The sequence below is a fragment of the Octadecabacter ascidiaceicola genome (assembly GCF_900185015.1).
In the GTDB taxonomy this organism is placed as follows: Bacteria; Pseudomonadota; Alphaproteobacteria; order Rhodobacterales; family Rhodobacteraceae; genus Octadecabacter; species Octadecabacter ascidiaceicola.
In genome coordinates this window covers 1-26101 of sequence record NZ_FXYD01000003.1, presented here as the reverse complement: position 1 = coordinate 26101, position 26101 = coordinate 1, and the positions used below count along the sequence as shown (strand labels likewise).

The 26101-nt window shown below is 55.2% G+C and carries 22 protein-coding genes; 9 read left to right on the top strand and 13 right to left on the bottom strand.

The window, feature by feature from the left end; translation table 11 throughout:
• Positions 1-346: 346 nt before the first annotated feature.
• The 9 genes from OCA8868_RS08870 to OCA8868_RS08830 form a co-directional block, all read right to left on the bottom strand.
• A complete protein-coding gene (locus OCA8868_RS08870) occupies positions 347-1429 on the bottom strand; it encodes a BMP family ABC transporter substrate-binding protein (protein WP_093996239.1) in 1083 nt (360 codons plus the stop codon).
• A gap of 39 nt (positions 1430-1468) precedes the next feature.
• Entirely contained in the window at positions 1469-2545 is a 1077-nt protein-coding gene (locus tag OCA8868_RS08865; protein WP_179214824.1) for an ABC transporter permease, read from the bottom strand.
• Positions 2545-2865 (bottom strand): hypothetical protein, encoded by a 321-nt coding sequence (locus tag OCA8868_RS08860; protein ID WP_093996237.1) that lies wholly within the window; start codon positions 2863-2865, stop codon positions 2545-2547. The genes OCA8868_RS08865 and OCA8868_RS08860 overlap by 1 nt, the downstream gene beginning before the upstream one ends.
• Positions 2862-3944 (bottom strand): ABC transporter permease, encoded by a 1083-nt coding sequence (locus OCA8868_RS08855; protein ID WP_093996236.1) that lies wholly within the window; start codon positions 3942-3944, stop codon positions 2862-2864. Before OCA8868_RS08855 ends, OCA8868_RS08860 begins: the two co-directional genes overlap by 4 nt.
• Before the next feature lie 69 nt (positions 3945-4013).
• Positions 4014-5534 (bottom strand): ABC transporter ATP-binding protein, encoded by a 1521-nt coding sequence (locus OCA8868_RS08850; protein WP_093996235.1) that lies wholly within the window; start codon positions 5532-5534, stop codon positions 4014-4016.
• Positions 5531-6307 (bottom strand): xanthine dehydrogenase accessory protein XdhC, encoded by a 777-nt coding sequence (xdhC, locus tag OCA8868_RS08845; RefSeq protein WP_093996234.1) that lies wholly within the window; start codon positions 6305-6307, stop codon positions 5531-5533. The genes OCA8868_RS08850 and xdhC overlap by 4 nt, the downstream gene beginning before the upstream one ends.
• The gene (xdhB, locus tag OCA8868_RS08840; protein WP_093996233.1) at positions 6304-8658 is read right to left on the bottom strand and encodes a xanthine dehydrogenase molybdopterin binding subunit; all 2355 of its coding nucleotides are present in this window, start codon (positions 8656-8658) and stop codon (positions 6304-6306) included. Before xdhB ends, xdhC begins: the two co-directional genes overlap by 4 nt.
• Positions 8655-10016, bottom strand: coding sequence for a xanthine dehydrogenase small subunit (gene xdhA / locus OCA8868_RS08835; protein WP_093996232.1), 1362 nt, complete (start codon positions 10014-10016; stop codon positions 8655-8657). The genes xdhB and xdhA overlap by 4 nt, the downstream gene beginning before the upstream one ends.
• Before the next feature lie 117 nt (positions 10017-10133).
• Complete coding sequence (locus OCA8868_RS08830; RefSeq protein ID WP_093996756.1) at positions 10134-10448, bottom strand: ArsR/SmtB family transcription factor; 315 nt, start codon at positions 10446-10448, stop codon at positions 10134-10136.
• Between the two features lie 138 nt (positions 10449-10586).
• Between OCA8868_RS08830 and dnaE the strand changes: the two genes are divergently transcribed.
• Positions 10587-14090: a DNA polymerase III subunit alpha gene (dnaE, locus tag OCA8868_RS08825; protein WP_093996231.1), complete on the top strand. Its 3504-nt coding sequence runs from the start codon at positions 10587-10589 to the stop codon at positions 14088-14090.
• Positions 14091-14194: 104 nt separating this feature from the next.
• Positions 14195-15067 carry a hypothetical protein gene (locus tag OCA8868_RS08820; RefSeq protein ID WP_093996230.1) on the top strand — a complete coding sequence of 291 codons (873 nt, stop codon included), beginning with the start codon at positions 14195-14197 and terminating at the stop codon, positions 15065-15067.
• 3 nt (positions 15068-15070) lie between these two features.
• Here OCA8868_RS08820 and OCA8868_RS08815 read toward each other — a convergent pair whose 3' ends face one another.
• Positions 15071-15274, bottom strand: coding sequence for a SlyX family protein (locus tag OCA8868_RS08815; protein WP_093996229.1), 204 nt, complete (start codon positions 15272-15274; stop codon positions 15071-15073).
• A 109-nt stretch (positions 15275-15383) separates the two neighbouring features.
• On the opposite strand from OCA8868_RS08815, the gene hisS reads away from it, so the two are divergent.
• From hisS to hisG, 3 genes are read left to right on the top strand one after another with little or no spacing between them, the layout of a single operon-like run.
• Positions 15384-16871 (top strand): histidine--tRNA ligase, encoded by a 1488-nt coding sequence (gene hisS / locus OCA8868_RS08810; RefSeq protein WP_093996228.1) that lies wholly within the window; start codon positions 15384-15386, stop codon positions 16869-16871.
• Between the two features lie 2 nt (positions 16872-16873).
• Positions 16874-17956, top strand: coding sequence for an ATP phosphoribosyltransferase regulatory subunit (locus OCA8868_RS08805; protein ID WP_093996227.1), 1083 nt, complete (start codon positions 16874-16876; stop codon positions 17954-17956).
• A complete protein-coding gene (gene hisG / locus OCA8868_RS08800) occupies positions 17953-18645 on the top strand; it encodes an ATP phosphoribosyltransferase (protein ID WP_093996226.1) in 693 nt (230 codons plus the stop codon). Before OCA8868_RS08805 ends, hisG begins: the two co-directional genes overlap by 4 nt.
• A gap of 102 nt (positions 18646-18747) precedes the next feature.
• Here hisG and OCA8868_RS16500 read toward each other — a convergent pair whose 3' ends face one another.
• The 3 genes from OCA8868_RS16500 to OCA8868_RS08790 all read right to left on the bottom strand — a co-directional run bounded on the left by OCA8868_RS16500 (position 18748) and on the right by OCA8868_RS08790 (position 19894).
• Positions 18748-18936, bottom strand: coding sequence for a hypothetical protein (locus OCA8868_RS16500; RefSeq protein ID WP_143849590.1), 189 nt, complete (start codon positions 18934-18936; stop codon positions 18748-18750).
• A 168-nt stretch (positions 18937-19104) separates the two neighbouring features.
• Positions 19105-19461 carry a hypothetical protein gene (locus OCA8868_RS08795; protein WP_093996225.1) on the bottom strand — a complete coding sequence of 119 codons (357 nt, stop codon included), beginning with the start codon at positions 19459-19461 and terminating at the stop codon, positions 19105-19107.
• A 1-nt stretch (position 19462) separates the two neighbouring features.
• The gene (locus OCA8868_RS08790) at positions 19463-19894 is read right to left on the bottom strand and encodes a DUF1489 family protein (RefSeq protein ID WP_093996224.1); all 432 of its coding nucleotides are present in this window, start codon (positions 19892-19894) and stop codon (positions 19463-19465) included.
• A gap of 102 nt (positions 19895-19996) precedes the next feature.
• On the opposite strand from OCA8868_RS08790, the gene OCA8868_RS08785 reads away from it, so the two are divergent.
• The 4 genes from OCA8868_RS08785 to OCA8868_RS17025 form a co-directional block, all read left to right on the top strand.
• Entirely contained in the window at positions 19997-22258 is a 2262-nt protein-coding gene (locus tag OCA8868_RS08785; RefSeq protein WP_093996755.1) for an adenosylcobalamin-dependent ribonucleoside-diphosphate reductase, read from the top strand.
• Positions 22259-22809: 551 nt separating this feature from the next.
• Positions 22810-24225, top strand: a complete 1416-nt coding sequence (locus OCA8868_RS08780; protein ID WP_143849588.1) for an AAA family ATPase — start codon at positions 22810-22812, stop codon at positions 24223-24225.
• 641 nt (positions 24226-24866) lie between these two features.
• Positions 24867-25100, top strand: coding sequence for an RNA 2'-phosphotransferase (locus tag OCA8868_RS08770; protein ID WP_245848147.1), 234 nt, complete (start codon positions 24867-24869; stop codon positions 25098-25100).
• Between the two features lie 306 nt (positions 25101-25406).
• Positions 25407-26101: TnsA endonuclease N-terminal domain-containing protein (locus tag OCA8868_RS17025; protein WP_143849584.1), on the top strand; the 695-nt coding region annotated here is incomplete at its 3' end.

Genomic DNA, 26101 nt, shown 5'->3' with positions numbered 1-26101 from the left:
GATTTCGACGGTCGCCAAGTCGGGGTTGATCCGCAACAAATCGATCGTTGCTCTATATTTGATGACATTTTCCGATGTTTATTGGACGATTTCTGGCTTGGCCAGTGCAGCACAAATGGGCCGTGCGATCATTCGCGATCATTTTAACGGAGGGCTGGCGATAGGCGAATATGGGTCTGGAGGGATCTGTTCGAAGTCGTGTTTGTTGGTTGAGAGGGTTTTCTCGTCAACATTCTCAATTCCATTGAGAAAGCCTCGCGCGTTTTGCGAGGCTTTTTCTTGCCTGCCCTTCAAACGCAAAAGGCCCGCCATCTCTGGCGGGCCTTTCGTCAATTCGAACTATCGCTTATTGCGGGATCTCACCGGTCAGACCTTCAACATAGAAGTTCATGCCGGCCAAACCATCGTCTGTGTAATCCTGCGCTGTTTCGCCTTCAGCCAACCATGCAGAACCGTCTTGTTTGTTAATCGGGCCAGTGAACGCGTGGTATTCACCAGACGCCAAACGCGCGACCATGTCTTCAGCAGATGCTTTCACTTCCGCAGGGATCGCGTCAGAGATTTCACCGATGCCAACCATGCCAGCACCGATGCCATCCCACGTGGATGTGCTTTCCCATGTGCCGTCCATAACAGCCTGTGTGCGGGCAATGTAGTACGGTGCCCAGTCATCGATGATGGAGGAAACGCGCGGCATTGGGCCGAACTCGGACATGTCTGACGCTTGGCCGAATGTGTAAACGTTGCCAGCCGCCTGTGCCGCAGCCTGTGGAGCTGTGGAGTCAGTATGCTGCAAGATCACGTCCGCGCCTTGTTCGATCAGAACATTAGCCGCTTCAGCTTCTTTTGCTGGGTCGAACCATGTGTAGGCCCAGATGATCTTGAACTCGACGTCTGGGTTCACTTCCTTGGCGTGCAAGTAGGCAGAGTTGATGCCACGGATAACTTCCGGGATCGGGAAGGACGCGATGTAGCCGATCACGTTGGATTCAGTGATCTGACCCGCGATGTGGCCCTGAACTGCGCGGCCTTCGTAGAAACGTGCTGAATAAACAGAAACGTTGTCCGCCTGCTTGTAGCCTGTCGCGTGCTCAAAACGAACGTCTGGGAACTGAGCCGCAACGTTGATTGTCGGGTCCATGTAGCCAAAGGACGTTGTGAAGATCAGGTCAGCACCCTCAAGCGCCATCTGTGTCATCACGCGTTCTGCGTCTGGGCCTTCTGGAACGCTTTCAACGAACACAGTCTCAACCGCGTCGCCAAATTCTGCTTCAACCGCCAAACGGCCTTGGTTGTGCTCATACGTCCAACCGCCGTCACCGACTGGGCCAACGTATACGAAACCGACTTTTGTGACGTCTTGCGCGCCGAGGCTTGTACCAACGAACGTGGCAGCAGCAGCGCTCGCCAATAGTGTTCTTCTCAACATGTGTAATCCCCCTAGGATTTCTTAAGTTTTTAATTGGCCTCAACGTGAGGCATGGAACGACTTGCCAAGTGAGCCTGGCGCTCCGCCGCTGGACATAATGACCAGAACGAAGATGGTGGCAATATAAGGCGAGGACGAAAGCCAAAGAGTTTCGTTAAAAACCCATCCAAGCCATTTATAAAAGCTAAAGAATGCCGCCGCGATGCAAAGACTTGCAGCCCACCATAGCATCTTTGCCGTGAACGCCCGATTCTGAATAAACCCGACACTTACGACGACCACAGCTGCCACAAGCGCGACAATCGTGAGAACATCCAGCAACGAAAGCCCCGCCGCCTGCAGGTTGAGCTGCAACGCCGTAACGCCGCCAAACAGATAAGCACCGAGTAGCAACCGCCCCGGCTTCCAGCCCGCGAACACCACAATCGCCAAAGCAATCCAACCCATCTCGGCCGTCAACCCCGCCGCATAGGTCGGCACCCGCACGATAGACAGATACGCCCCGCCAAGCCCCGCACAGGCCCCGCCAAACATGATCGCCAACATGCGCACGCGGATCACATTATAGCCCAGCGCATGGGCCGCCTCGTGGTTTTCACCGACAGCGCGCAAGACCAGCCCGGCGCGGGATTTCTTCAGGAACCACCAAACACCAGCAACAATGCCAAGCCCGAGGTAAACCATCGGGTCATGCTGGAAAACGATCGGCCCGATAATCGGAATGTCCCCCAGCAGCGGGATATGCCAATCGGGGAATACAGGTGCCTTCACACCAAGATAACCCTGCCCAAGCAACGCAGCCAGCCCCAGCCCAAACAGCGTCAACGCCAAACCCGTCGCCACCTGATTGGACAACAAGAACTGCGTCAACACGCCAAACAGCAGCGATAGCGCGGCACCTCCCAAAGCGGCGGCAGCAAACCCGATCCACGGGTTGCCCGTTTTGATCGCAGCAATAAACCCGATGACAGATCCCGTAATCATCATGCCTTCAACGCCAAGGTTCAGAACCCCGGCACGTTCCACCACCAGCTCGCCAATCGCGGCAAGCATAATAGGGGTCGCAGCCACCATAAGGGACGCAAGCAACAGCTGCGGGTCAATAGATCCAAACATCAGATGCCTCCCAATCCATGAATGCCGAAATGCAAAACCAGCGCCACGGCTGCCGCGCTCGAGAACATTGCAGCCACGTGTGACAGCGATGGGTGGTGCAGCCTGTCCATGAATTGGCGTACGCGCGGTGACAAACGGGCCGCAAACACAGCCATCCCAATCGCAATTGCGGCCAAAACAACATGTGCCGCAATAAACGCAATCAAAGCACCCGCACCAATCGTTCCCTCACCGGTCAAGGCACCGTGCAACATCCACATCATCATCAGCCCCATCAGGCCACCCATGATGATCGGTGTATTATGCTTGGAAATCCTCATGCCACGGCCCCCCGCTTTATCCGCACGCGGTAGTTCGTCAGCACATCAATCCCTAGCAGCGAAAACAAAAGCGTCCCTTGGAACACTTGGATCGCGGCCTTAGGCAACCCAAGCGAGCTTTGCGCGACATCGCCGCCAATATAGGTCAGCGCCATCAACGCCCCCGCCATCAAAATACCTACCGGATGTAAGCGGCCCAAGAACGCCACGATGATCGCTGTGAAACCGTAGCCGACGTTGAAATCGATGCTCACAACCCCCGCAGGGCCGGACACTTCCGTCAGGCCAGCAATCCCCGCCAACGCCCCTGACACGCCAAGGCAAAACAGCACCAACCGCGCTGGGCTAACACCCGAAAATGCTGCCGCACGTGGTGCTTGGCCTGCCAGTTTGATCTGAAACCCAAGGATGTGACGGGCAAAAAGAATATAGGCGAAAATCACAGCGATTAGCGCAATCACGACGCCCCAATGCATCCCGTTCCCTTGGTCAATCCACGAGCTAGCCGAACCGTACTGCGACAGGTTGCGCGACCCCGGAAACCCCATGCCTTCGGGGTTTTTCATCGCGCCCAGCGCCATCGCCGCCAGCAGTTGTTCGGCCACATAGACCAACATCAAAGACACCAAAATCTCGTTCGTGTTGAACTTCACCCGCAAAATGCCGGGGATCATGGCCCATGCGAAACCACCCAGTGCCCCCGCAATCAACATGGCTGGAAGGACAAGCCAACGCGCTTCCATCGGATAAAACGCAAGGCCCACGGCAGCACCGCAAAGCGCCCCGATAATGTACTGCCCCTCCGCGCCAATGTTCCAAATCCCTGCCTTAAACCCAAGCGACAGGCCCAGAGCGATGGCAACCAAAGGTGCACCCTTGATCAAAAGTTGCGGCAAGTAGAAAAAGCTGAACTCGCCAAACAGCGGTTCCCAAAAGATCTTACTAAGCGCTTCGATAGGTGGTTGGCCAAGGGCTGCGAATAGGGCTGCCCCAAAGATCATCGTCACAAAGACGGCAACAATCGGTGCACCGTAGGACCAAAACTGCGACGGTTGCGGGCGTTTCTCAAGAATAATCATACGGCATCCACCCATACCAAACCCATATCAAACCCATACGCGTTCCATACGGTCATTTTTGGTGTGAAATTAGTCAACATGGGCCACCTCCATATCGTGCGCGCCGCCCAACATCAGGCCGATTTCCTCAACCGTCAGCCCCTGCGCAGGGCGCGGTTTCGACAACCGCCCTTCGTTCAACGCGGCGAACTGATCTGAAATTTCCATAAGCTCATCAAGGTCTTGGCTGATCACAATGACCCCAGCCCCCTTGGCCGCGAGGTCAAGCAACGCTTGCCGAATGGCCGCCGCCGCGCTCGCATCAACGCCCCACGTCGGCTGATTGACGATAAGTATCTGAGGATCTTGTAGAATTTCCCGCCCAATGACGAATTTTTGCAAGTTTCCGCCACTCAAAGACCGCGCCGCATTGCCCGCCCCCGGGGTGCGCACATCAAAGCGCTCGATGATCTCTTCCGCGAAGTTCCGCGTCTTCCCCCAGTCGATAAAACCGTTGCTCGTCAGTGCTTTACGTTTGCGCCCTGTCAGGGCCGCGTTTTCTGTAAGCGACATGTCAGGCGCGGCCGCATGGCCCATGCGCTCCTCTGGCGCGGCACAAATCCCAAGGCTTCGTCGCGCATCCGGCGCGAGCTGGCCAATGTCTCGCCCCATAAAGGCAACCTGTCCCGCACCAACCCGAATTTCGCCCGACAACGCCCCAAGTAATTCATCTTGCCCGTTACCTGCCACGCCACCAATCCCGATGACATCGCCCGCCCGAATTTCCAGCGTGATGTCCTTCAATGAGGTGCCAAACTCCGCCGGTGAAGCGGCTGACAAGCCACTGATTTTCATCAATGTTTCACCGGTTTCTCCAGTCTCGCGTTCCGGCACATGGAGCGTGCCGCCCACCATCAGTTCAGCCATTTCCCGTGCCGAGGTTTCCTTTGGCACACATGTCCCAACGACCTCTCCAAGGCGCAAAACCGTGGCGTGATCACAGAGCGCACGGATCTCCTCAAGCTTATGAGAGATGTATAAAATCGCCGTCCCTTCGGACTTCAACTTGCGCAAAGTCTCGAACAGAATATCGACTTCCTGTGGTGTCAAAACGCTCGTCGGTTCGTCCATAATTAGAACCTTTGGGTCCTGCAAAAGACAGCGAATAATCTCAACCCTTTGGCGTTCGCCCGCGCTCAGATCACCAACAATACGCGTCGGGTCCAGTGGTAATCCATAGGTTTCGGACACTTCTTTGATGCGCTGGGCGAGGGTGTTCATCGGGGGCGGGTTTTCCATCCCAAGGGCAACGTTTTCGGCAACGTTCAAGGCCTCGAACAGTGAAAAATGCTGGAAAACCATCGCGATACCAGCCGCACGCGCAGCACGTGGTTCTGCTGGGGTAAACGGCTGCCCGTCCAGTGTCATCGTGCCAGAGTCAGGCTTAACCAATCCGTAGATCGTTTTGACCAAGGTGGATTTACCAGCGCCGTTTTCGCCCAGAAGCGCGTGCACTTCGCCCGCTTGTATATCAAAAGATACATCGGAATTTGCAACAACTCCCGGATAGGCTTTGGTCAGCCCTTCGAGCTTCACAAGCGGTTCGGTCATCCTGTGCGTTCCCCTATCCCGTGACGTACTGCGCCGTTCGCCGAAGCAGAGATTAACGCAGCCGCAACGCTAACGGCAATGGCCTGCGGGTGCTTTCCAAGGCTCGGATCCCCGATGGGACAAGCTATGCGTGATATCTGTGCGGAGGTGTGCCCCATTGAGGCGAGTCTTGATCGAAACCGCGCCCATTTCGTCGCGGACCCGATCAAACCTGCACTGGCGAATCCATGCCGCAAAAGCGCATCACAAAGCGCCAGATCAAGGTCATGCGAATAGGTCAAAATGATATGATCGGTGTCATCAGGTGCATGCGGTACCGCAAGGATCGGGTTAGCCGCAACGAGGGGGGCAACCGTAACCGGCAGCACATCCGGCATCCTCTCAGCGGTGGTGTCGATCAACGTAATTTGGCGATCTTCCAAGGGCGCTAAGACATGCGCAATCGCACGCCCAACATGACCCGCGCCCCAAATCCAAAGCGGGGGCTGAGTTGGTTCGACCCGCACGGCATCCTGGATGAAATCAAGAGTCACGGCACCGCCGCAACATTGGCCTAAGTCGGGACCAAGGGGCATAATCCGACGGGCCTGCGCTATGTCGTCGTGCAGCATTTGCCGCGCAATCTTCGCCGCCTCAAATTCCAGCGCTCCGCCACCGATAGACCCATCTTGACGGTCCGCCCATACCCTCATGGCGGCACCAACTTCGCGCGGTGCAGAGCCTTTGACTCCACCAACGGTCACCGCAATGAAAGGGTCTTCGTTCTGGCTCATGCCCGGGCCCGTTTCACGGCTTGCAACACCTCTTGCGCTGTCGCGGGGGCCTGTAGGTCCGGATAGCTCGATCCACAAGCACTACACGCATCCGCCAAGGCCATGTGCGCCGATATCCCAAGCATAAAGGGTGGCTCACCGACCGCTTTGGAACGGTAGACAGTTTCAGCGCGGTTTTCGCCGTCCCATAAAGCGACGTTGAAAACTTCGGGTCGGTCACTGCACGCGGGAATTTTGTAGGTGCTGGGCGCATGCGTGCGCAAGCGGCCTGCGTCGTCCCAAACAAGTTCTTCGGTCGTCAGCCAACCCGCCCCTTGCACAAAGCCACCTTCGATTTGGCCAATGTCCAGCGCGGGGTTCAAGGACGCCCCCGCATCATGAAGTACATCCACGCGCAAAAGGCGATTTTCACCCGTTAGCGTGTCGATCACGACTTCGGAAATCGAAGCGCCATAGGCAAAATAGAAGAACGGGCGCCCCTTTCCAGCAATCCGGTCCCACGCGACTTCAGGGGTTTTGTAGAAGCCCGTTGCGCTTAGGCTGACGCGGTTTTCGTAGGTCACCTTTGCAGCGTCCGCAAAGGACATTTTCGTATCCCCAACCACAACCAATCCGTCGCGGAAAACAACATCCTCAGCCGCAATTCCATGTAGCCCGCCAAGGCATTCCGCCATGCGGTTCTGAATGATATCGCAGGCGTTCTGCACAGCCATGCCGTTCAAATCCGTCCCGCTAGATGCCGCCGTTGCCGACGTGTTCGGAACCTTACCAGTGTCCGTTGCCGTGATTTTAACTGCACTCAAATCCACCCCGAACCGCGCCGCAGCGACCTGCGCGACCTTCTGGAACAACCCTTGACCCATCTCTGTGCCGCCATGGTTCAGTTGGATCGATCCATCCTGATATACATGCACCAGCGCGCCCGCTTGGTTTAGGTGCGTCAAAGTAAATGAAATGCCGAACTTTACCGGGTTGAAAGCGATCCCTTTCTTGAGGGTCTCATGAGTTGCGTTCCATTCAGAAATGGCAGCTTTACGGCTTTCGTAGTCAGCATCCGTAAGTAGCTTTTCAGTCATCTCGTGCAGGATGAAGTCAGTGACTTCCATGTCGTAGGGCGTTGTGTTTTCAGCTTCTACAACAGGCGAATACTTACCACCGAAACGCTTGCCTGTTCCCGCTTTTTCCTCGGGCGACCCGCTCAGCGCATTAGGCGCGGCATAGTAGTTCACGCGCCGTATTTCGGCAGGGTCTTTGCCTAGGGCATGTGCGACGTGATCCATAACGCGCTCGATGCCTAGCATGCCTTGAGGACCACCAAAGCCCCTATAGGCGGTTGCACTTTGCATGTTGGTTTTCAGGCGGTGGGACGTTATGCGTGCGGCAGGCAATAGGTAGGCATTGTCCGCATGTAACATGGCGCGATCCGCGACAGGCAGCGACAGATCCTGCGCCCATCCGCAGCGCGTGTAGTGGGTGAAGTCGATACCGGTCAGGCGCCCGCTCGCATCATAGCCAACATCGTAGTCGATGCGGAAATCATGGCGCTTTCCGGTGATCGTCATGTCGTCATCGCGGTCATAGCGCATCTTGCAGGGGTGCCCCGTCAAACGCGCGGCAATGGCGCAGCTCACCGCGAGAGCGTTGCCTTGGCTTTCTTTGCCACCAAATCCGCCGCCCATACGGCGGATTTCAACACGTACCGCATGCATCTCAACACCCAGCGCGTCGGCCACCTTATGCTGGATTTCTGTCGGGTGCTGGGTTGAAGAATGCACCACCATATCGCCACCTTCTTGCGGTAACGCGAGCGCAGCTTGGCCTTCGAGGTAGAAGTGTTCTTGTCCGCCCATTTCGAGCCGTCCTTGAAGACGATTGGGGGCAGAGTTCAATGCGGTGTCGACATCGCCCTTGGAGTATACTCGTGGGCCTTCCTCGAAACGCGCATCAGCGGCGAGCGCGTCTTCGATGCTTAGGATCGGCGTTTCTTCGACGTATTCAATGTTCCCTTGCTTCGCTGCGAAGCGGGCTTGTAAATGGGTTTGCGCGACAACCAGAAAAAGCGGTTGCCCGACATAGTGAACGGCCCCGTCTGACAGCAATGGTTCGTCATGGATCGAGGGGGAGACGTCGTTGGCGAAGGGTAAATCCTGTGTCGTCAAAACAGCGACGACGCCCGGCGCTTGTTTCACCTTTTCTAGGTTTGCCGACTTGACTGTACCGCGTGCAATCGTGCTCGTGCCGAATGCAAGGTGCAACGTGTCGGCAGGCATTGGAACGTCATCGACATAGCGCGCTGTTCCCGTAACGTGGAGCTTTGCAGCGTCATGAGGGAGGGGTTTTGAAACGCTCATGCGCGGACCTCCAGAACATTTGTTTGGTTGCCATTTAGGTCATCAAAATAGCGCAATAACTGCCCCTGAGCTGCTTCCATTCTGTACGTGGCGGAGGCGCGCATGTCACTCAAAGGCTGGAAGTCTTGGGAGAGCGCACTGGCGGCACTTTGCACGACCTTAAGCGACCAGTGTTGCCCGACCAAAGCGGCTTCCGCCTGCGCGGCGCGCATAGGCGTTCCCGCCATGCCGCCGAATGCGATGCGTGCGTCAGTGATTGTGTCGCGGTCGACGGAAACATTGAAACAGCCGCAAACTGCCGAAATGTCTTGGTCGAACCGTTTCGACAGTTTGTAGCAGCGCAAAGCGGGTGCCTTTTTAGGGATCGTCACAGCCTCGACGAATTCACCCGACTGACGGTCTTGTTTGCCATAGGCAACGAAGAAATCCTCGATCTGCATGTCGCGGCGTGTGTCGCCACAACGCAAGTGTAACTTGGCGCCAAGCGCGATGAGGGCAGGCGGGTTGTCCCCGATGGGTGATCCGTTGGCGATGTTACCACCAATGGTCGCCGCATTGCGCACCTGTTCGGACCCGTATCTGCGGATCATCTCAGCATAGGATGGATGCAAGTCGCGCATCGCCGCCATCACATCTGTCATAGTGACGGCTGCGCCGATGCGCAGTCTGTCACCTTGGTCCTCAACTTGTTGCAAGTCAGCGCAGCGGTTTAGAAACGCCACATCGCCTAGATCGGCGAAGTGTTTCGTTACCCAAAGACCAACATCCGTCGCACCCGCGATGAGGGTGCCTTCAGGGTGCGCCATATACCATTCCGCCAGTGCGTCACTCGTTTCCGGCGCTGGAACTTGAGAATTCTCTTCTAGGTTAAGTGGTGCGTCGTTCATGTGGGTGGGGACAGTCGCACCCTCGCTGGCCTTGGCTGCGCGGATAATCGGGGCGTAGCCCGTGCAACGACATAGATTGCCCGCAAGAATATCATCGTGATCGGTGCGCCCGTTCAGGTGGCCAGTCGCCATCGACATCACGAAACCGGGTGTGCAGAAACCGCACTGGCTGCCGTGATTGTCGATCATCGCTTGTTGAACGGGATGCAAGGTTCCGTCCGGCGCGGCGAGGCCTTCGACAGTGCGCACAGCCTTCCCATGAAGCTGCGGCATGAACAGGATGCAGGCGTTTAAGGTGCGTGCGCCGTTTTGGTCCGTCACCATCACAGAACAGGCGCCGCAGTCGCCTTCGTTACAACCTTCCTTCGTGCCAGTTAGGTGGCGCTTTTCGCGCAGCCAATCGAGCAGCGTTTGTGTGGGATGTGTGTCCACGACCACGGTCTCTCCGTTGAGAAGAAACGTTACATTCATGATATAGCTCTGCCGCGGTACCAAGGAAAGTTGGTGGCTGGGTCGATGCGGCGTAGACCCTGCGTGCCCGATCAAAGCGAGAAAGGGCGGCTTTGGCAAGCCCTTGGCCCAAGAAGGCTAAGGTTCTGGGGGCTCAATTCGGCTGTTATCTATGCCGCTTTCCCAAACGCGGCGCTGCCATTCAAGCCAGCCTTGCAGCTCCATCATGGGGGCGGCTTCGATGTGGCAGGTGCGCACGCGCCCCTTTTTCACCGAGCGCACGAGGCCGCTGGTTTCCAGAATTTTCAAGTGGCGCATGAAGGTGGGTAAGGCGATGTCGTAGTCGCTTGCGAGGGTTGTGACGCTCGCCGGGCCCTTGGCCAACTGCTCAATCACGGTGCGGCGGGTTGGGTCCGAAAGGGCGGCAAAAATGGCGTTCAGGTCTCTGGGCATGTAGAGAATTTTGTCGCCGTTCTGTGCCGTCGTCAAGTTACTTAGCAAAAAAGCTAAGCTTTAAATTTGAGGGCCGTGAGTGCCCGCAACCCACATCAACGCTTTAACCTGTTTCGCGCCCCAGCTAGGGTGCTGATCATGGCTGATCCGCGATTCATACACCTGCGCACGCACACGGAGTATTCCCTGCTTGAAGGGGCGGTTCCCGTGAAAACGCTGAGTGGTCTCGCGGAAAAGGCCGGGATGCCAGCGGTGGCCGTGACGGACACTAATAACCTGTTTTGCGCATTGGAGTTTTCTGAATACGCGGCGAAGGCTGGCGTGCAGCCGATCATCGGGTGTCAGGTCGATCTGGGGTTAGGTACGGATGAGCCAGGTCGCCGACCTGAACCACCTGCGCCCCTTGTTTTGCTCGCGCAAAGCGAGGCGGGTTACATGAACCTCATGAAGCTGAACTCTTGTGCGTATCTAAACGCGAATGGCGAGTTGCCGCAGGTTTCACTGGATGATCTAACCAAGCATTCCGACGGTTTGATCTGTCTTTCCGGTGGGCCGGATGGACCTGTCGGGCGGCTGTTGCGTGCAGGACAGCGACCCGCCGCCGAGGCGTTAATGACTCGGTTGGCGAAAACTTTTCCTGACCGTTTGTATGTGGAACTGCAACGCCATCCTGTTGACGGTGGCCTGCCAGAGGCCGAAGCTTTGTCGGAACAAGGCCATGTTGAAATGGCCTACGCAATGGACCTGCCGCTGGTTGCAACCAACGATGTCTATTTCCCAAAGGCCGCGATCTATGAAGCGCATGATGCGTTGATCTGCATCGCGGATGGGGCTTACGTCGACCAAAACGAGCCGCGCCGTCGCCTGACCCCGCAGCACTATTTCAAGTCGCAAGAAGAGATGGTCACGCTGTTCGCTGATCTGCCAGAGGCCGTCGCCAACACAGTTGAAATCGCCAAACGTTGCGCCTTCAAAGTCTACAAACGCGACCCGATTTTGCCCAAGTTCGCCGATGACGAGGTCGCCGAATTGCGCCGTCAGGCTGAGGCTGGCCTCAAGAACCGTCTGGCGATTATCCCCCATGCGGCGGATGTATCTGAATACGAAAAACGGCTCGAGTTCGAGCTGGGCATCATTGAGGGCATGGGCTTCCCCGGCTACTTTTTGATCGTTGCGGACTTCATTAAGTGGTCCAAGGATAACAATATTCCGGTGGGGCCTGGTCGTGGGTCTGGTGCGGGGTCATTGGTGGCCTATGCGTTGTTGATTACCGACCTCGATCCGTTGCGGTATTCCTTGCTGTTTGAGCGGTTCTTGAACCCCGAACGTGTGTCCATGCCCGATTTCGATATCGATTTTTGTATGGACCGCCGCGAAGAAGTCATTCGCTACGTTCAGGATAAATATGGCCGCGATAGGGTTGGCCAAATCATCACCTTTGGTGCTTTGTTGTCTAAGGCGGCGGTGCGCGATGTTGGGCGGGTTTTGCAGCTGCCTTACGGGCAGGTCGATAAGCTATCAAAAATGATCCCCGTTGAGGGCGTCAAACCCGTCAGCATCGTCAAAGCCCTGGCGGATGAACCGCGCCTGCGCGAGGCAGCGAACAACGAAGAAGTCGTTGATCGTTTGCTCACCTATGGGCAACAGCTGGAAGGCTTGCTGAGGAACGCATCGACACACGCGGCGGGTGTTGTGATTGGCGACCGTTCGCTCGACGAACTTGTGCCGCTCTATCAGGATCCTCGATCTGATATGCCTGCGACGCAGTTCAACATGAAATGGGTGGAACAAGCGGGTCTGGTTAAGTTCGACTTCTTGGGCCTGAAAACCCTAACCGTGATTCAGAACGCTATTGATCTGATCCGCAAAACGGGCCGCGATATTCACACAGCGGCGGATGGAACCGAATTGTATGTTCCTGCCGAAGGCGCCGTGAACGAGATCAACGCGATCCCGCTGGATGATGAAGCCAGCTACAAGCTTTATGCCGCCGCCAAAACTGTCGCCGTGTTCCAAGTGGAATCCAGCGGCATGATGGATGCGCTGCGGCGCATGAAACCGGACTGTATCGAAGACATCATCGCGCTGGTGGCGCTGTATCGCCCCGGCCCGATGGAGAATATTCCGAAGTTCTGTGAGGTGAAGAACGGCACATCCGATCGTGACACGCTGCACCCGTCGATCGACCATATCTTGGACGAAACCCAAGGCATCATCGTTTACCAAGAACAGGTTATGCAGATCGCCCAAGAAATGGCGGGCTATTCCCTTGGGGGCGCGGATTTGCTGCGCCGCGCGATGGGTAAAAAACTGCAAGAGGCGATGGACGCCGAGAAGCCGAAGTTCATTTCCGGTGCCGCTGAAAACGGTGTCGACAAAAAGAAGGCGCAGGAAGTCTGGGACCTTCTGGATAAGTTCGCCAACTACGGTTTCAACAAATCCCACGCCGCTGCCTATGCGGTGGTCAGCTATCAAACCGCTTGGTTAAAGGCGAACCACCCGGTTGAGTTTATGGCCGGCGTGATGAACTGCGATATCCACCTGACGGACAAACTGGCGGTGTATTTCCAAGAGGTGAAGAAGGGGCTTGGGCTGCCTTGGAAGCCGCCTTGCGTGAACACATCGCTTGCCACGTTTGATGTGCAGGATGGGGCGTTGGTTTACGGCCTTGGAGGTCTGAAGAACGTCGGTGCGGACGCGATGGGCCTGATCGTAGACGCGCGACTGGCCGAGGGCGCAAAACCGTTTTCTACGCTTTTCGATTTTGCCCGCCGTGTTGACCTGAAACGTGTCGGTAAGCGCCCGCTGGAGATGCTGGCCCGCGCTGGCGCCTTTGATGTGCTGGACCCGAACCGCCGCAAGGTGCTGGGCGCACTGGATGCGCTTGTGGGCTATTCCGCTGCGATCCACGATCAGAAAAACTCCAATCAGGTTTCGTTGTTTGGCGAGGCTGGTGATGATCTGCCAGAACCTCGTTTGCCTGCATGTGAAGACTGGTTGCCCGCCGAACGTCTTGCCGAAGAATTCAAGGCCGTCGGGTTCTATCTGTCTGGCCACCCGCTGGATGACTATCTTGCCCCGCTCAAACGCAAAGGCGTGCTGACGCTTGATGAAGTGACAGCCAAGGCCGAGCAGGGGCCGCATGTGTCCAAAATGGCGGGCACAGTTGCGGGCCGTCAGGAACGCAAATCTGCACGTGGCAACCGGTTTGCGTTTGTACAGCTTTCTGATCCGACGGGTCAGTACGAGGTCACGATGTTCAGCGACACGCTGGAGGCCTCGCGTGATTTTCTGGAAACAGGCGCGCAGGTTGTCCTAAGCGTCGAAGCCACGATGGAAAGCGAGCAGCTCAAACTCCTCGGGCGGTCCGTGTCGCCGATTGATCTGGCCGTGGCTGATGCAGGCTCAACCGGGTTGCGGGTGTTCCTTGGCGACCTCACCGCAATCCCGACGGTCGATGAGATTTTGCAAAACGCGATCCGCGATAAGGTTAAGGGTGGCCGTGGGCCAATTACCTTCACCATTGATGATGCAGAACTGGGCGAGATTGACGTGGAACTCGGTGCTGAATTCCCAGTGAACCCGCAGATCAAGGGCGCATTGCGCAGTCTTACTGGTGTGATCGAAGTTCAGGAAATCTAATGCCGCCAACAGATGCGGCAAAACCTCGCCTGTCCAAAGGGGCCGGTGGACGCACGCCAGCCCATCCGTTAAGACATTCGAAACGGTAAGGTGAAGGACGCTTAATGCGCCATATTTTGTTGGGATTGGTAGTAGCTACAGGGCTTTCCGCATGTGGAGATCCGTTGCGCGATGTGGCGCGTTTGGGTGATGTGGCCGTTGCGGATGGCGCAGCAAACGTCGCCGAAACTCCGGCCGAGGCACGCAATAACGCTGGCGGCGGTGGCTTATTTCGCCGGATGCTAAATCGCCAACCTGACGATCCGACAAATGCCGCTGTGGAAGCGGCTTTGGCTGATACGGCAGTCTCTGACACAGATGAACCGGTCGAAGTTTCCGCCGCTGTTACTCCGCAAGAACCTGCGCAAGCGGAGGCGCCGCGCCGTGGCTTGCGTGGTTTGTTTAGCGGTAATGGCCGCGCTGATCGCCCGCGCACAGGCCCTGATGCAACGGACGTCGATGCCGGAACCGTAATGCCCTTCGGTGAAATCGCCCGTGTGTGTGGTTTACGCTCAAACCAGCTTGGCACGCAAATTGATGGCGGTGGAGGCTTCAAAATCTACGACACAATCCCCCACACGACGTCCCTTCGACCCTTTTACATCACTGGGTTTGACGACAACTGCGCGCGCACATTTACGGGTGCTGTGGTCGTAACAGGCGACATCGAAACCCATGAATTCGTCCGCTACCAAAGCAGCAACGAACGCATCGACTACACAACAACCGACAACGCCTATGAGGCGTTAAAGGCAAGCGAATGTCGCGTGGGTCGTGGTCAGCCCTGCGGTGAACGCACAGAGCGGTTGAACCGCGATACGCACTTCATAACCGTCTACAACTTCTTTGGCGGAACGTTCAGTTCTGTGCCAACGCAGTGGGCGCAAATCCTTGTCCATGACGGCGAAGTTTTGGCGATGTCCCTAAAGGACGGCTAACACCTAGTAGTGCGGCGGGCGTTGGTCTGCCAAGGGCACGCTGCTACCCGTGTCCATCTCACGGCTCGCCTCGCGTTCCATCAACATCTGCACGCGGTACGTCAGCTTGCTGATCTCACCTTCTTGGCGGGCGACGATATCGGACAAATCATCCACCGTGCGGCTAAGGTGCGCGAGCTGTTCTTCTAGGTTTGTTTGATCACTCATACACATCCATTAAGGCGCTGGGCGACGCTTTGCTAGCCCCTGCTGTTGCGTGGCGCGTGTGGGCGCGGTAAAGCGCGGGTATTCAATGTCCTGAGCGGGAGCCAAACCAATGGCCAAGCAGAAAAAACCCCAACGACCCAAGGCGCAGACCCCAAAAGGGTTTCGCGACTATTTCGGTGCAGAAGTCGCGCAGCGCACAGACATGTTGCGCACGATTGCTGGGGTTTATCATCGCTACGGGTTCGAAGCGCTTGAATCAGCGGCTGTTGAAACCGTTGAGGCTCTCGGCAAGTTCCTCCCCGACGTGGATCGCCCGAACGAGGGCGTCTTTGCGTGGCAGGAAGAAGATGAAAACGACAACGGTGACTGGCTGGCCCTACGCTATGATCTGACCGCACCTTTGGCCCGCGTCTTCGCCCAGCACCGCAACGATTTGCCGACGCCCTACCGTCGTTTTGCGATGGGTCCTGTGTGGCGCAATGAAAAGCCGGGTCCGGGACGGTTCCGTCAGTTCTATCAATGTGATGCGGATACTGTTGGGTCTGGTAATGTCGCCGCAGACGCCGAAATCTGCGCGATGCTGGCGGATACGCTGGAAGCCGTTGGAATTGATCGTGGCGACTACGTCGTGCGCATCAACAACCGCAAGGTTTTGAACGGTGTGCTTGAGGTTATGGGCCTGTTTGATGACGACCAACGCGCCAACGTCCTGCGTACCATCGACAAGTTCGACAAAGTTGGCGAAAGCGGCGTGCGTGAATTGCTGGGCAAGGGACGCTTGGATGCCTCTGGTGCCTATATCGACGGCGTGGGCCTGTCCGATGCTCAGGCCGAGCCTGTTGTCGCATTTCTGACATCCAAGTCTGACACAACTGAGGGCACATTGGCGAACCTGCGGGCCGCTATCGGTGACAGCGAAGTTGGCGCAAAGGGCGTGGATGAATTGCAAACAATGGCAGACCTTTTGGCGGCTGGCGGTTATGGTCCTGACCGTATCGTCATTGACCCGTCGGTTGTGCGTGGTCTTGGATATTACACTGGCCCCGTGTTTGAGGCCGAACTGACGTTCGAGATCAAAGACGAAAAGGGCCGTCCGCGTTCCTTCGGTTCTGTTGCTGGTGGTGGTCGCTACGACGACCTCGTGAAACGCTTCACCGGCCAAGAAGTTCCGGCGACGGGTGTGTCTATCGGCGTTGATCGCCTGCTTGCAGCCCTGCACATGAAGGGCCGTCTGAACATGGACACAACGGGCCCCGTCGTGGTTACCGTTATGGATCGTGACCGCATGGCGGACTATCAGGCGATTGTGTCCGAGCTTCGCAATGCGGGCATTCGCGCCGAAGTCTACCTTGGTAACCCCAAAAGCTTTGGCAACCAGTTGAAGTATGCGGATCAGCGCAATTCCCCAATTGCAATCATCCAAGGCGGAGACGAGTTGGCGGCGGGAACGCTGCAAGTCAAAGACCTGATCCTTGGCGCGAAGATTGCCGAGACTGCATCGCAGGAAGAATGGAGCGAACGCCCACAACAGTTCGAAATTCCACGTGCCGATCTGGTCAGCCGGATCAAAGCCTTATTGGACGAGCAAAACCAGTGACAATGACCGGACAATCCAATTGGGACCGCGCGCGGAGCTATCAAGCAGCTATTGCCGAACGCGGCGCCGTGATAACGGATGCGGATTACCTACAACCTGCTGAAACGCTTTTGGATCTTTACGGCGAAGACATCCGCGCCCGTGCGTTCACAACTCAAGACCCACTGCGCGGTGAGCAGATGTTGCGCCCCGATTTCACGGTGCCAATCGTACAGCAACACATGGCCTTTGGCGCGGAACCTGCGCGCTACACCTATTTTGGCAAAGTGTTCCGGAAGCAGGAAATTGACGAGGCCCGTCCGTCCGAGTTTGTTCAAGTAGGGTTTGAGGTGTTTGACGGCAGTGATGTCGCAGCCGCAGACGCCGAGGTCTTCGCGACCTTTGCTGAAATTCTCGCGGATGTGCCTGTTACGCCTGTTACAGGAGACATCGGTATACTTCGTGCCGCCGTGATGGGGCTTAAAACTACGGAACGCCGTCGCGCGGCCCTTATGCGCCACCTTTGGCGTCCGCGCCGCTTTAAGGCGTTGCTGGACAGGTTTGGTGGTATCACACCGGTTCCCGCAGCCCGCGCCGCGTTGCTGGCCGAGGCTGACCCGATGGCGAACTTACCTTCGGTGTTGGGTTTGCGGTCTGAATCTGAGATTGCATTGCGGATCGAAGCGCTACGCGACGATGCCGCCGCTGACCCCATTTCGAACATGGAGCGCGACCTGTTGGACGCGTTGCTAAGCGTTCGTGAAACCGCACCCAATGCGATGACGCTCCTTGGCGATATTGCGGTTGATTTGCCGTCAATTTCTACTGCGGTCGACGGCATGTCCGCACGGCTCGACGCACTGTCTGCACGTGGAATCGACGTCGAGACGCTTCCGTTTGAGGCCGCTTATGGGCGGACCTCAATGGAGTATTACGACGGTTTCGTGTTCGGCTTTTCGGCCGCTGCAGACCTGAACATTCCACCTGTGGCGACAGGTGGGCGCTATGACGCGCTGACAACGGTTTTGGGCGCTGGCAAAGGCGTTCCCGCCGTTGGTGGCGTGATCCGCCCAGATCTTGTTGCAATCGCGGAGGCTGCACAATGACCCTCAAGCTCGGTGTGCCGTCCAAGGGGCGGTTGATGGAAAAGACGTTTGATTGGTTCGCTGCACGCGGTGTGACGCTGCGCAAATCCGGGTCCGACCGCGAATACGCGGGCGCTGTGGACGGAATTGACGGCATCGAATTGGTGCTTTTGTCCGCCGGAGAAGTCCCGCGTGAGTTGGATGCTGGGCGCATCCACCTTGGCGTGACGGGTTCTGACCTCGTGCGTGAAAAGCTCAGCTCTTGGGATCAACGGGTTGTCGAAGTCGCCAAGATGGGCTTCGGGGGGGCGGACCTAATCATCGCCGTGCCGCAAGCATGGATTGACGTCGACAATTTGGACGACCTCGATGCCGTTGCCGCTGCTTTCCGTGCCAACCACGGCTTCCGTTTGCGGATCGCCACAAAATACCACCGCCTTGTGCGGGACTTCCTGCGCGAGAATGGCGTCGCAGATTACCAGTTGGTCGACAGCCAAGGCGCGACAGAAGGCACAATCCGCAACGAAACCGCTGAAGCGGTTGCTGACATCACGTCAACGGGCGAGACCCTGCGCGCTAACGGGCTGAAAATATTGGGTGATGGGCTAATCCATGCCAGCCAAGCCACGCTTTTCCGCGGCCGCCGCAGCAATTGGTCCAAAGAGCAACGCGAAATCCTAAAGACGCTTGACGCGAAACTAGCCCGATAGATTGGGATTGATGGTGGTGGTTATGCTGTCAATTCACTGATCTTAAACGCGAAATAGGACACCCAAAGGATGCCCTACTCCAATGCAAACTTAAGAAAAAACTTAGTAGTCGAACGCAGCTGCTGTCTCAACGACACTAAACAGACGATCTGCAGTTGTTTCGTATGAGGCAGGCTTGTCGCCAAAGTTCATGGACATGCCGAAGTTAAAGCCGTCCAATTCAGTGCCGCCAAGGTCAGCGCGAAAGGCCAGCATACAATGTGTATGTGTCGGGTACGTTGTACGTGCCACGAATGCGGATCAGGTCCGCAAAATCCAACACTTAGGTTAGAAGACGACACGTCTACACGGTAAGTGTCAGCGAATGTGTAACCTGCACCAATTGTGAATACGTCACCCGTCAGGTTCACTGGGGCGCCATCAGGCGATATTGTTACCTGCGCACCGTCTATCCAGAAATCAAAGTCTTGAACGCACACCAGCTTCTGCGCCGAGGATCGGTACGTCTGCATCGCCACCTGGCGTAGACCACATACCGTAGTTGGCAAAAAGTTGACCGTAGCTAAGTTCCTGCGCCGCGGCTCCGGTGACAGCCCTGACAGCGATGGCTGTACTTATAAATAGGGTTTTCATCGTAGTTCTTCTAAAAATATCAGTCGTTAAAAAATAGGGACTTGTTCTTGCTGGCAAGAAACACGCCAGCAACACAAAAATAATGGTTGATAAAGTGTTAGCGGACGTTGGGGCCAGGCGTTTTGCCGCGCTGAATGCACCAGATGCTGCGGCCACAGCACTGACGCCTTCGGGTGGTTTCATTCTAAAGAATCCCGATCTCTGCCAAGGCAGCAGATAGCGAAGCAGGTAGCGCTTCTTCCGCCTCCCGTCCCTTCGGCAGATCCATCGGTGCGTCTTCTGGCTTCAAATACCGCCATCCCTGAAAAGGACGTTTTAACGTCGGAACGACGCGAATAAGTTCGGGGTCTAGAACGAAAGCGCAGCGGCGGATGCCGTCACTGCCGATCACTTCGTCAAAACGCATAATGCGCTGGCGACAGGCCAATTCGCCCTTAATCACCCAGAATATCGACCCACCTTCGAGTAACTCTGCCTCTCGCTTAGGCCACATGCGCGTGATGTGGCGTGGCAGCCCGTCAGGGGTTTGAGTGCGCGTTAAAGCGTGCCATTCAGCCAAACCTGCGACACTTTCTGTACCCACGCTGAGCTTTTGTAGGTGCAGTTTTGGGGTCACAGATTTTCGCCTCAAATAGTTAAAGAATGTTCCAATTTCGTTCCGTGTTCGGTAGGGTAGATGTCTGCTCTCGATTCTGCCAGCCAATCAAAAGGATGTCACATGACCCGCTTTGCCGCCCCTATTGCCGAACAAATTTGGGACATGAAGTACCGCCTGAAAGAGGCGGATGGCACGCCGATTGATGCAACGGTAGAAGAAACATGGTCGCGCGTCGCGAAATCACTGGCGTCCGTGGAAAAGAAGCCTGCTGAGTGGGAGCCTAAGTTTTATAAGGCATTGGAAGATTTCAGATATTTGCCAGCGGGCCGCATTACCGCAGGCGCAGGGACGGATCGGTCTGTCACGCTGTTCAACTGCTTTGTGATGGGCACAATCCCAGACACGATGTCTGGCATTTTTGACAACCTACGTGAGGCTGCGCTGACGATGCAGCAGGGTGGGGGGATCGGTTACGACTTTTCAACCATTCGACCCAAGGGGGCAACTGTGCACGGTGTTGCGGCGGATGCGTCAGGCCCGCTGTCGTTTATGGATGTCTGGGACGCGATGTGCCGCACGATTATGTCTGCGGGGTCCCGCCGTGGTGCGATGATGGCGACGATGCGGTGTGATCACCCTGACGTTGAAGACTTCATTACCGCGAAATCCGATGCCGCCCGTTTGCGGATGTTTAATATGTCTGTGCTTGTCACAGACCCGTTCATGGAAGCGGTAAAAGCAGGCAAAGCGTGGGATCTTGTTTGGGATGGCGTTGTTGTGCGCACCGTTCAAGCCCGCGAACTCTGGGACAGCATCATGCAGTCCACATATAGCCATGCCGAGCCCGGTGTGATTTTCATCGACCGTATCAACGAGATGAACAACCTGAACTACGTGGAAACTATCGCAGCGACCAACCCCTGCGGCGAACAGCCCTTGCCACCTTATGGCGCCTGTTTGCTCGGCTCTGTGAATCTTGCGCGTTTGGTGCATTTCCCGTTCGAGAAAGCAGCGAATGTAGACGAAGCTGAATTGACCGAGCTGGTCGCGACGTCCGTTCGCATGATGGACAACGTTGTGGATGCATCAAAATTCCCATTGGAAGCGCAAGCGAAAGAGGCCGCCGCAAAGCGTCGGATCGGGCTTGGCGTTACAGGGTTGGCGGATGCGCTCTTGATGACGGGCCTGCGCTATGGCTCAGAGGAGGCGGCGCGTCAGACGGAAGTCTGGATGAAAACGATCGCCCGCGCCGCGTATCTGGCGTCGGTGGACTTGGCCAAGGAAAAGGGCGCGTTCCCGTTGTTTGATGCGGATCAGTATCTGGCGTCGGGTAACATGATGCAGATGGACGATGATGTGCGTGACGCGATCCGTGAGCATGGCATCCGCAACGCGTTGCTGACCTCCGTTGCCCCAACAGGCACCATCAGCCTTTACGCGGGCAACGTGTCCAGCGGTATCGAGCCAGTGTTCGCCTACGCCTACAATCGCAAAGTTCTGCAAAAGGACGGTTCGCGGACCGAAGAAGAGGTCGTCGATTACGCTGTCAAAATGTGGCGCGATCTGCACGGTGACGCTGAATTGCCGGACTATTTCGTCAACGCCCAAACGCTGCCCGCGCTTGAGCATGTCCGCATGCAAGCGGCTGCACAGAAATGGGTCGATAGCTCGATCTCCAAGACAATCAACGTGCCGGAAGACATCTCGTTTGATGATTTCAAAGAGGTCTACATGGAGGCGTGGGATTCAGGCTGTAAGGGCTGCACGACCTATCGCCCCAATGATGTAACTGGGTCCGTATTGTCGGTTGCCGAAGACAAAAAGCCCGAAGTCATCGCCGATGAAAACGCTGGCGACGTCATTTACATGACCGAACCGCTGGACCGCCCAGGCGAACTGACAGGTCAGACCTATAAACTGAAATGGCCGGATTCAGAGCATGCGATTTACATCACCGTAAACGACATTTTGCATCAAGGGCAGCACCGCCCGTTTGAAGTGTTTATCAACTCCAAAAATATGGAACACTTCGCATGGACCGTTGCATTGACACGTATGATTTCGGCGGTATTCCGTCGTGGTGGCGATGTGTCCTTCGTTGTTGAAGAGCTTAAGGCGGTGTTTGATCCGCGTGGCGGGGCATGGATGAACGGCAAATACGTGCCGTCTATCCTCGCCGCGATTGGTGGGGTGATCGAAAAGCACATGGTTTCGACTGGTTTTTTGGCCGGAGAGGGTATGGGTTTGAAAACGGACCCACACGCTGAGGTGGTGAACATGAAGCCTAAAGGCAATGCTTGTTCCAGCTGTGGCCAGTATACGCTTCGTATGGTTGAAGGCTGCATGACCTGCTCGGATTGCGGCTATTCCAAGTGTGGCTGATTGGGTTCGTTCTCCTTTCTGGAATGACAGATAAGGTGAAACTTTTTGACGCCGAGCCGCCAGTTTTTGACATCTAACCTGCAGTTTTGCGTAAATGGCATGGCTGGATTTAATTTCTCAAGAGTGTTCCAATGGAGCAGTTTTCAAACGTTCGCGGTAGTCTGTCTGGAGCGCATTCGACATTTTCTGGTATTCATCGATGGAGTATTGTGGGTAAGAATAAGGTCACATCGTAGCTCCTCTGCCTAAGTCTGCCGTCGACCAGAAGGTTGCTATGCTGCGGTGGCCACCTTTGTTTCAGCACATGGTCGCTTGCGCGAAATTTAGGTGCTGGCCTTAGCTTAATATCTGCAGCGCGGACAGCCAAAACCAATACTACTCTAGTAGTGAGATACTGTGATTATCTGCTGATGGTATGTGTAAAAAGGGCATAACACCTATTAAAAAATGAATTCGAAGTTGTTCAACCAAACGAATGAAGAATTTCGCTGGCCAAAGGCACAGACTATACCGATAGTTGTAATATTTGCTTGAGTTTGTTGGAGGTTTTTTTGTCAAACGACCCTATTACTGTAGCTGCCTCAAGAGATGGCCACGAATATCATGAGGCTTGGGCTTCCCGTGTTACATTAGCACTATTGCTGCCGGGCTCAGAACTCCATGCAATCGCCATGGAGGGTTTCGCAAAAGAAGAATCTGAAGGTCTTTCCAGCGAAACCATGGATATAGCAGACATGGTCCAGTATTTTGGAGGCCATCCGTCAGAAAACGCCAAAAAAGTAATCGTGACGCAATTTAAATACGTTGCGTCGGAAGTTGATACAACGCTCTCCGCCGGCCACATCTCAAAGACCATATCTAAATTTCTCGAAACGAGGCATGACTTTATTGAGCAGAATGGGGCGAGTTGGGTCGAAGCCTCTTTGGAATTTGAATTTGCGACCAATCGCGAAGTCGGTGATAACTTAAGGGCAACAATCAAGGCAATTTCCGAAGAGAAACCCTATTCTTCTCTTAACGGTTTGCAACAACGACAATATCGTACGCTGACAGGGGGCGAAGAAACCGCTTCGGTCGAGTTGGTAGAGCTGTTGGCCACGCTCAATATCGTCGGGGCTGGTCGCTCACTTCGTGGAGAAAAAGCAAGCGTTAGAAATATTTTGGCGGATTGGGGCGGCGCAAACGACGTGTTCGCTAAACTTCGCTACCATAGCCTTTGCCAGCTTTTAAGGGATAAGGCGGGTACGGAGGGATACAAAGACAACGTTGTAAAACGCACTGATGTTCTTGGAGCTCTTGAGTTGAGTGATGAGGACGACCTATTTCCTGTGCCTCAATCGTTTCCAGATGTTGAAAACGTAGTTGCTCGTTCTTTCCTAGACATCGTTGTTGCGGACCTACTCAATGCCCAAAGCCCTATGTTGATACATGGCGCTGGTGGTTCAGGTAAAACAGTTACTCTGCAAGCGTTAGCTCAACGTTTTGGTGAGAACTGTCTTTGCATACTTCACGATGGATTTGGCGGCGGCCGATGGAGAATGCCGGGTGACGAACGTCACTTGGTAAATCGGAGTTTGGTCCACTTGGTCAACTCAATAGCGGTGAAAGGACTTTGTGACCCTTTGCTGCCTGGCGCGGACGAAGCTTCACTTTTGCGAACGGGCCTTAAGCGCCTAAAGCAGGCAACTGCTGCTGTCCAAAGACGGAGTAGTGCCGCGAAGATAGTCTTGCTCCTTGACGCCGTGGATCACGCCGGACTGAGAGCAGCAGCAACCAACACCAACTCGTTTGCGAAACAGCTCATCGAGGCTTTGCTTATTGAGCCAATCGATGGATTGCTTTTGGTCGCCTCATGCAGGACCGAACGTATCGGAGATGCCGTGGGCGATCTGCATCTATCGATGCTTCTGATCCATACGCTGTCAAGCATGTCGCCGGAAGAACAAGGCCAAACGACAAAACGATAGCAGCGTTATCACTAAAGCGGACTGATGATTTTGGTCGTTTTTGGATGGATGAAAGCCAAAATGTGTTCCTGCGTTCAGAGGCGTGGGGAATGCGGAAAGGACAAGGCCGACATGAGACGGAAACAGTTGGGGAGAGGCTGGCAGTCGACACCGACAAACTCAAATCCTTCCTTAGTTCACGGCAGCGCAACCTAATCATTTTGGTCAAAATTCAAAGGTACATCAAATCTGGAGAATACGATGGAAAGTTTGCAACAAAGACTGCTGCAGTGGTGGTTCCTGGCGTTGGGTCAGTCAAAGTTCCCTTAAGAATCTCAGCAAAGAGTAGAGGTGCCGTTGCAGCACTATCAGAACACGATCAGTCGTACTTTCCCAAATGCTATGAGGCGGTTTTGAGATGCCGATAACATGCCGTCTAGCAATGGGGTTTTGCAGTGGTTGGCCTCTCGGTCGAAAGAGATTTCTTGGGGGAAACGTTGAAAGGTGAGGTAAACGGTAATGCGTGCACCCGGGCTTAGTCGACGACGCTGTAGAAGGGCCTTTTGGCGGAGCCATATCTCTTAAAGGGATATCTCCACGGTTCCTATCCATCGGGTGCCATGATAATTGCGGATCAATCAATATGGTAACGCAGTCTAATCATGAGCAAAGAGAGTAAGTTTTTGAGCTTGGTACTCCGGCACAAACCTGAAGAGATAGGTCTTCAGGTGGACAAGCACGGCTGGGTTGATGTTGACCAGCTGTTGCGAAAAATGAAAAAAGCCAACCGAAAACTAAGCCGCGAGGAATTGGTCCAGATCGTCGAGGCCAACGAAAAAAAACGCTTCACGTTGTCCGAAGACGGATTGAAGATTAGGGCGGCTCTCGTAGCTTAGTCAGCAAAGTGCTTCATAGAAGTCGTCGCTCAAAAAAGGTCCAAGATTTCATCGCGCTTCAACTCGGCACTCCGGTCGATGAGATATTTGGCCCAACCCATGAAAACATGGAGGTCTCGGATGGATAGCTAATAATTCTCCGAGAAGGCGAAAACCCTCGCTCGTCATAGACGATTGAGGGCTCTCTGTAGGTAGATTTCGACGCCACCTCAGACGAATTTCCCTTCTCATACGCCAAAAGTCAAGCTGCGACGCCGCTTTTTGCGGCGGCGTTAGCTATTGTTTTCACGCAAATGAGGGAGGCGCATGATGTCGTCACCAACAGATGACCTTATGGTCAAAGAACAACCATCAAGAACATCGAAACCTGAGCTTTGTGCTCGCCAGTCCTACGTTGATTGCTTTCAAGGAGTCGTTAAGATTCCGTTGGAAAGCGCTGGAACTAGAAAACTCAGCAAGCGATCTCGACAAAGCAGCCGGGGCGGGATCCCATTCTTTAGCCAGAAGCTAAAAAAATACATCACTCTGAAAACCGAAAGCCACCTTGAGGGGGCTGGCTTGTTTGTCGCCATGGCTGATCCGGAGGTTGTTCATATCTGGGATCAGCCCAGTTCAGTTACGTACACATGCGAGGATGGTCGTGAGGTGGCTTATACGGCGGATGCACTTATTGAGTATCGATCTGGTTTCAGGGTTTTACTCGAGACAAAACCATTTGCGATCGCTCAAAGGCGAAATACAGAGCTTAAGCTGAAGTATATTGCGCAGTTCGTACCGCCGGAATTTGCAAACCAAATATCCCTCTTCACTGAGAAAAGCTGCCCTAAATGGTTTGTCGCTGATGCACGTCGTTTGCATGAATTTAGTAAGCATCCAGACGCTAGCTTAATCGAGGCCGATGCGAACAAACAAAACTCCACGCCAAAGGAAGATTGGGAACGCAGCGCCATTGATCCAAACGATGCGCCGCGCGCTGTGAAAGAGTATTTGGACGTTCTGGA

Coding starts and splice junctions, on each gene's coding strand:
- xdhA (WP_093996232.1), bottom strand. CDS start 10,016: ATGAATGTAACGTTTCTTCTCAACGGAGAGACCGTGGTCGTGGACACA.
- xdhC (WP_093996234.1), bottom strand. CDS start 6,307: ATGAGCCAGAACGAAGACCCTTTCATTGCGGTGACCGTTGGTGGAGTC.
- dnaE (WP_093996231.1), top strand. CDS start 10,587: ATGGCTGATCCGCGATTCATACACCTGCGCACGCACACGGAGTATTCC.
- OCA8868_RS08795 (WP_093996225.1), bottom strand. CDS start 19,461: ATGAAACCACCCGAAGGCGTCAGTGCTGTGGCCGCAGCATCTGGTGCA.
- hisS (WP_093996228.1), top strand. CDS start 15,384: ATGGCCAAGCAGAAAAAACCCCAACGACCCAAGGCGCAGACCCCAAAA.
- OCA8868_RS08860 (WP_093996237.1), bottom strand. CDS start 2,865: ATGAGGATTTCCAAGCATAATACACCGATCATCATGGGTGGCCTGATG.
- OCA8868_RS08815 (WP_093996229.1), bottom strand. CDS start 15,274: ATGAGTGATCAAACAAACCTAGAAGAACAGCTCGCGCACCTTAGCCGC.
- OCA8868_RS08805 (WP_093996227.1), top strand. CDS start 16,874: ATGACCGGACAATCCAATTGGGACCGCGCGCGGAGCTATCAAGCAGCT.
- OCA8868_RS08820 (WP_093996230.1), top strand. CDS start 14,195: ATGCGCCATATTTTGTTGGGATTGGTAGTAGCTACAGGGCTTTCCGCA.
- OCA8868_RS08855 (WP_093996236.1), bottom strand. CDS start 3,944: ATGATTATTCTTGAGAAACGCCCGCAACCGTCGCAGTTTTGGTCCTAC.
- OCA8868_RS08770 (WP_245848147.1), top strand. CDS start 24,867: ATGAGCAAAGAGAGTAAGTTTTTGAGCTTGGTACTCCGGCACAAACCT.
- OCA8868_RS08830 (WP_093996756.1), bottom strand. CDS start 10,448: ATGCCCAGAGACCTGAACGCCATTTTTGCCGCCCTTTCGGACCCAACC.
- OCA8868_RS08850 (WP_093996235.1), bottom strand. CDS start 5,534: ATGACCGAACCGCTTGTGAAGCTCGAAGGGCTGACCAAAGCCTATCCG.
- OCA8868_RS08865 (WP_179214824.1), bottom strand. CDS start 2,545: ATGTTTGGATCTATTGACCCGCAGCTGTTGCTTGCGTCCCTTATGGTG.
- hisG (WP_093996226.1), top strand. CDS start 17,953: ATGACCCTCAAGCTCGGTGTGCCGTCCAAGGGGCGGTTGATGGAAAAG.
- OCA8868_RS08785 (WP_093996755.1), top strand. CDS start 19,997: ATGACCCGCTTTGCCGCCCCTATTGCCGAACAAATTTGGGACATGAAG.
- OCA8868_RS08870 (WP_093996239.1), bottom strand. CDS start 1,429: ATGTTGAGAAGAACACTATTGGCGAGCGCTGCTGCTGCCACGTTCGTT.
- xdhB (WP_093996233.1), bottom strand. CDS start 8,658: ATGAGCGTTTCAAAACCCCTCCCTCATGACGCTGCAAAGCTCCACGTT.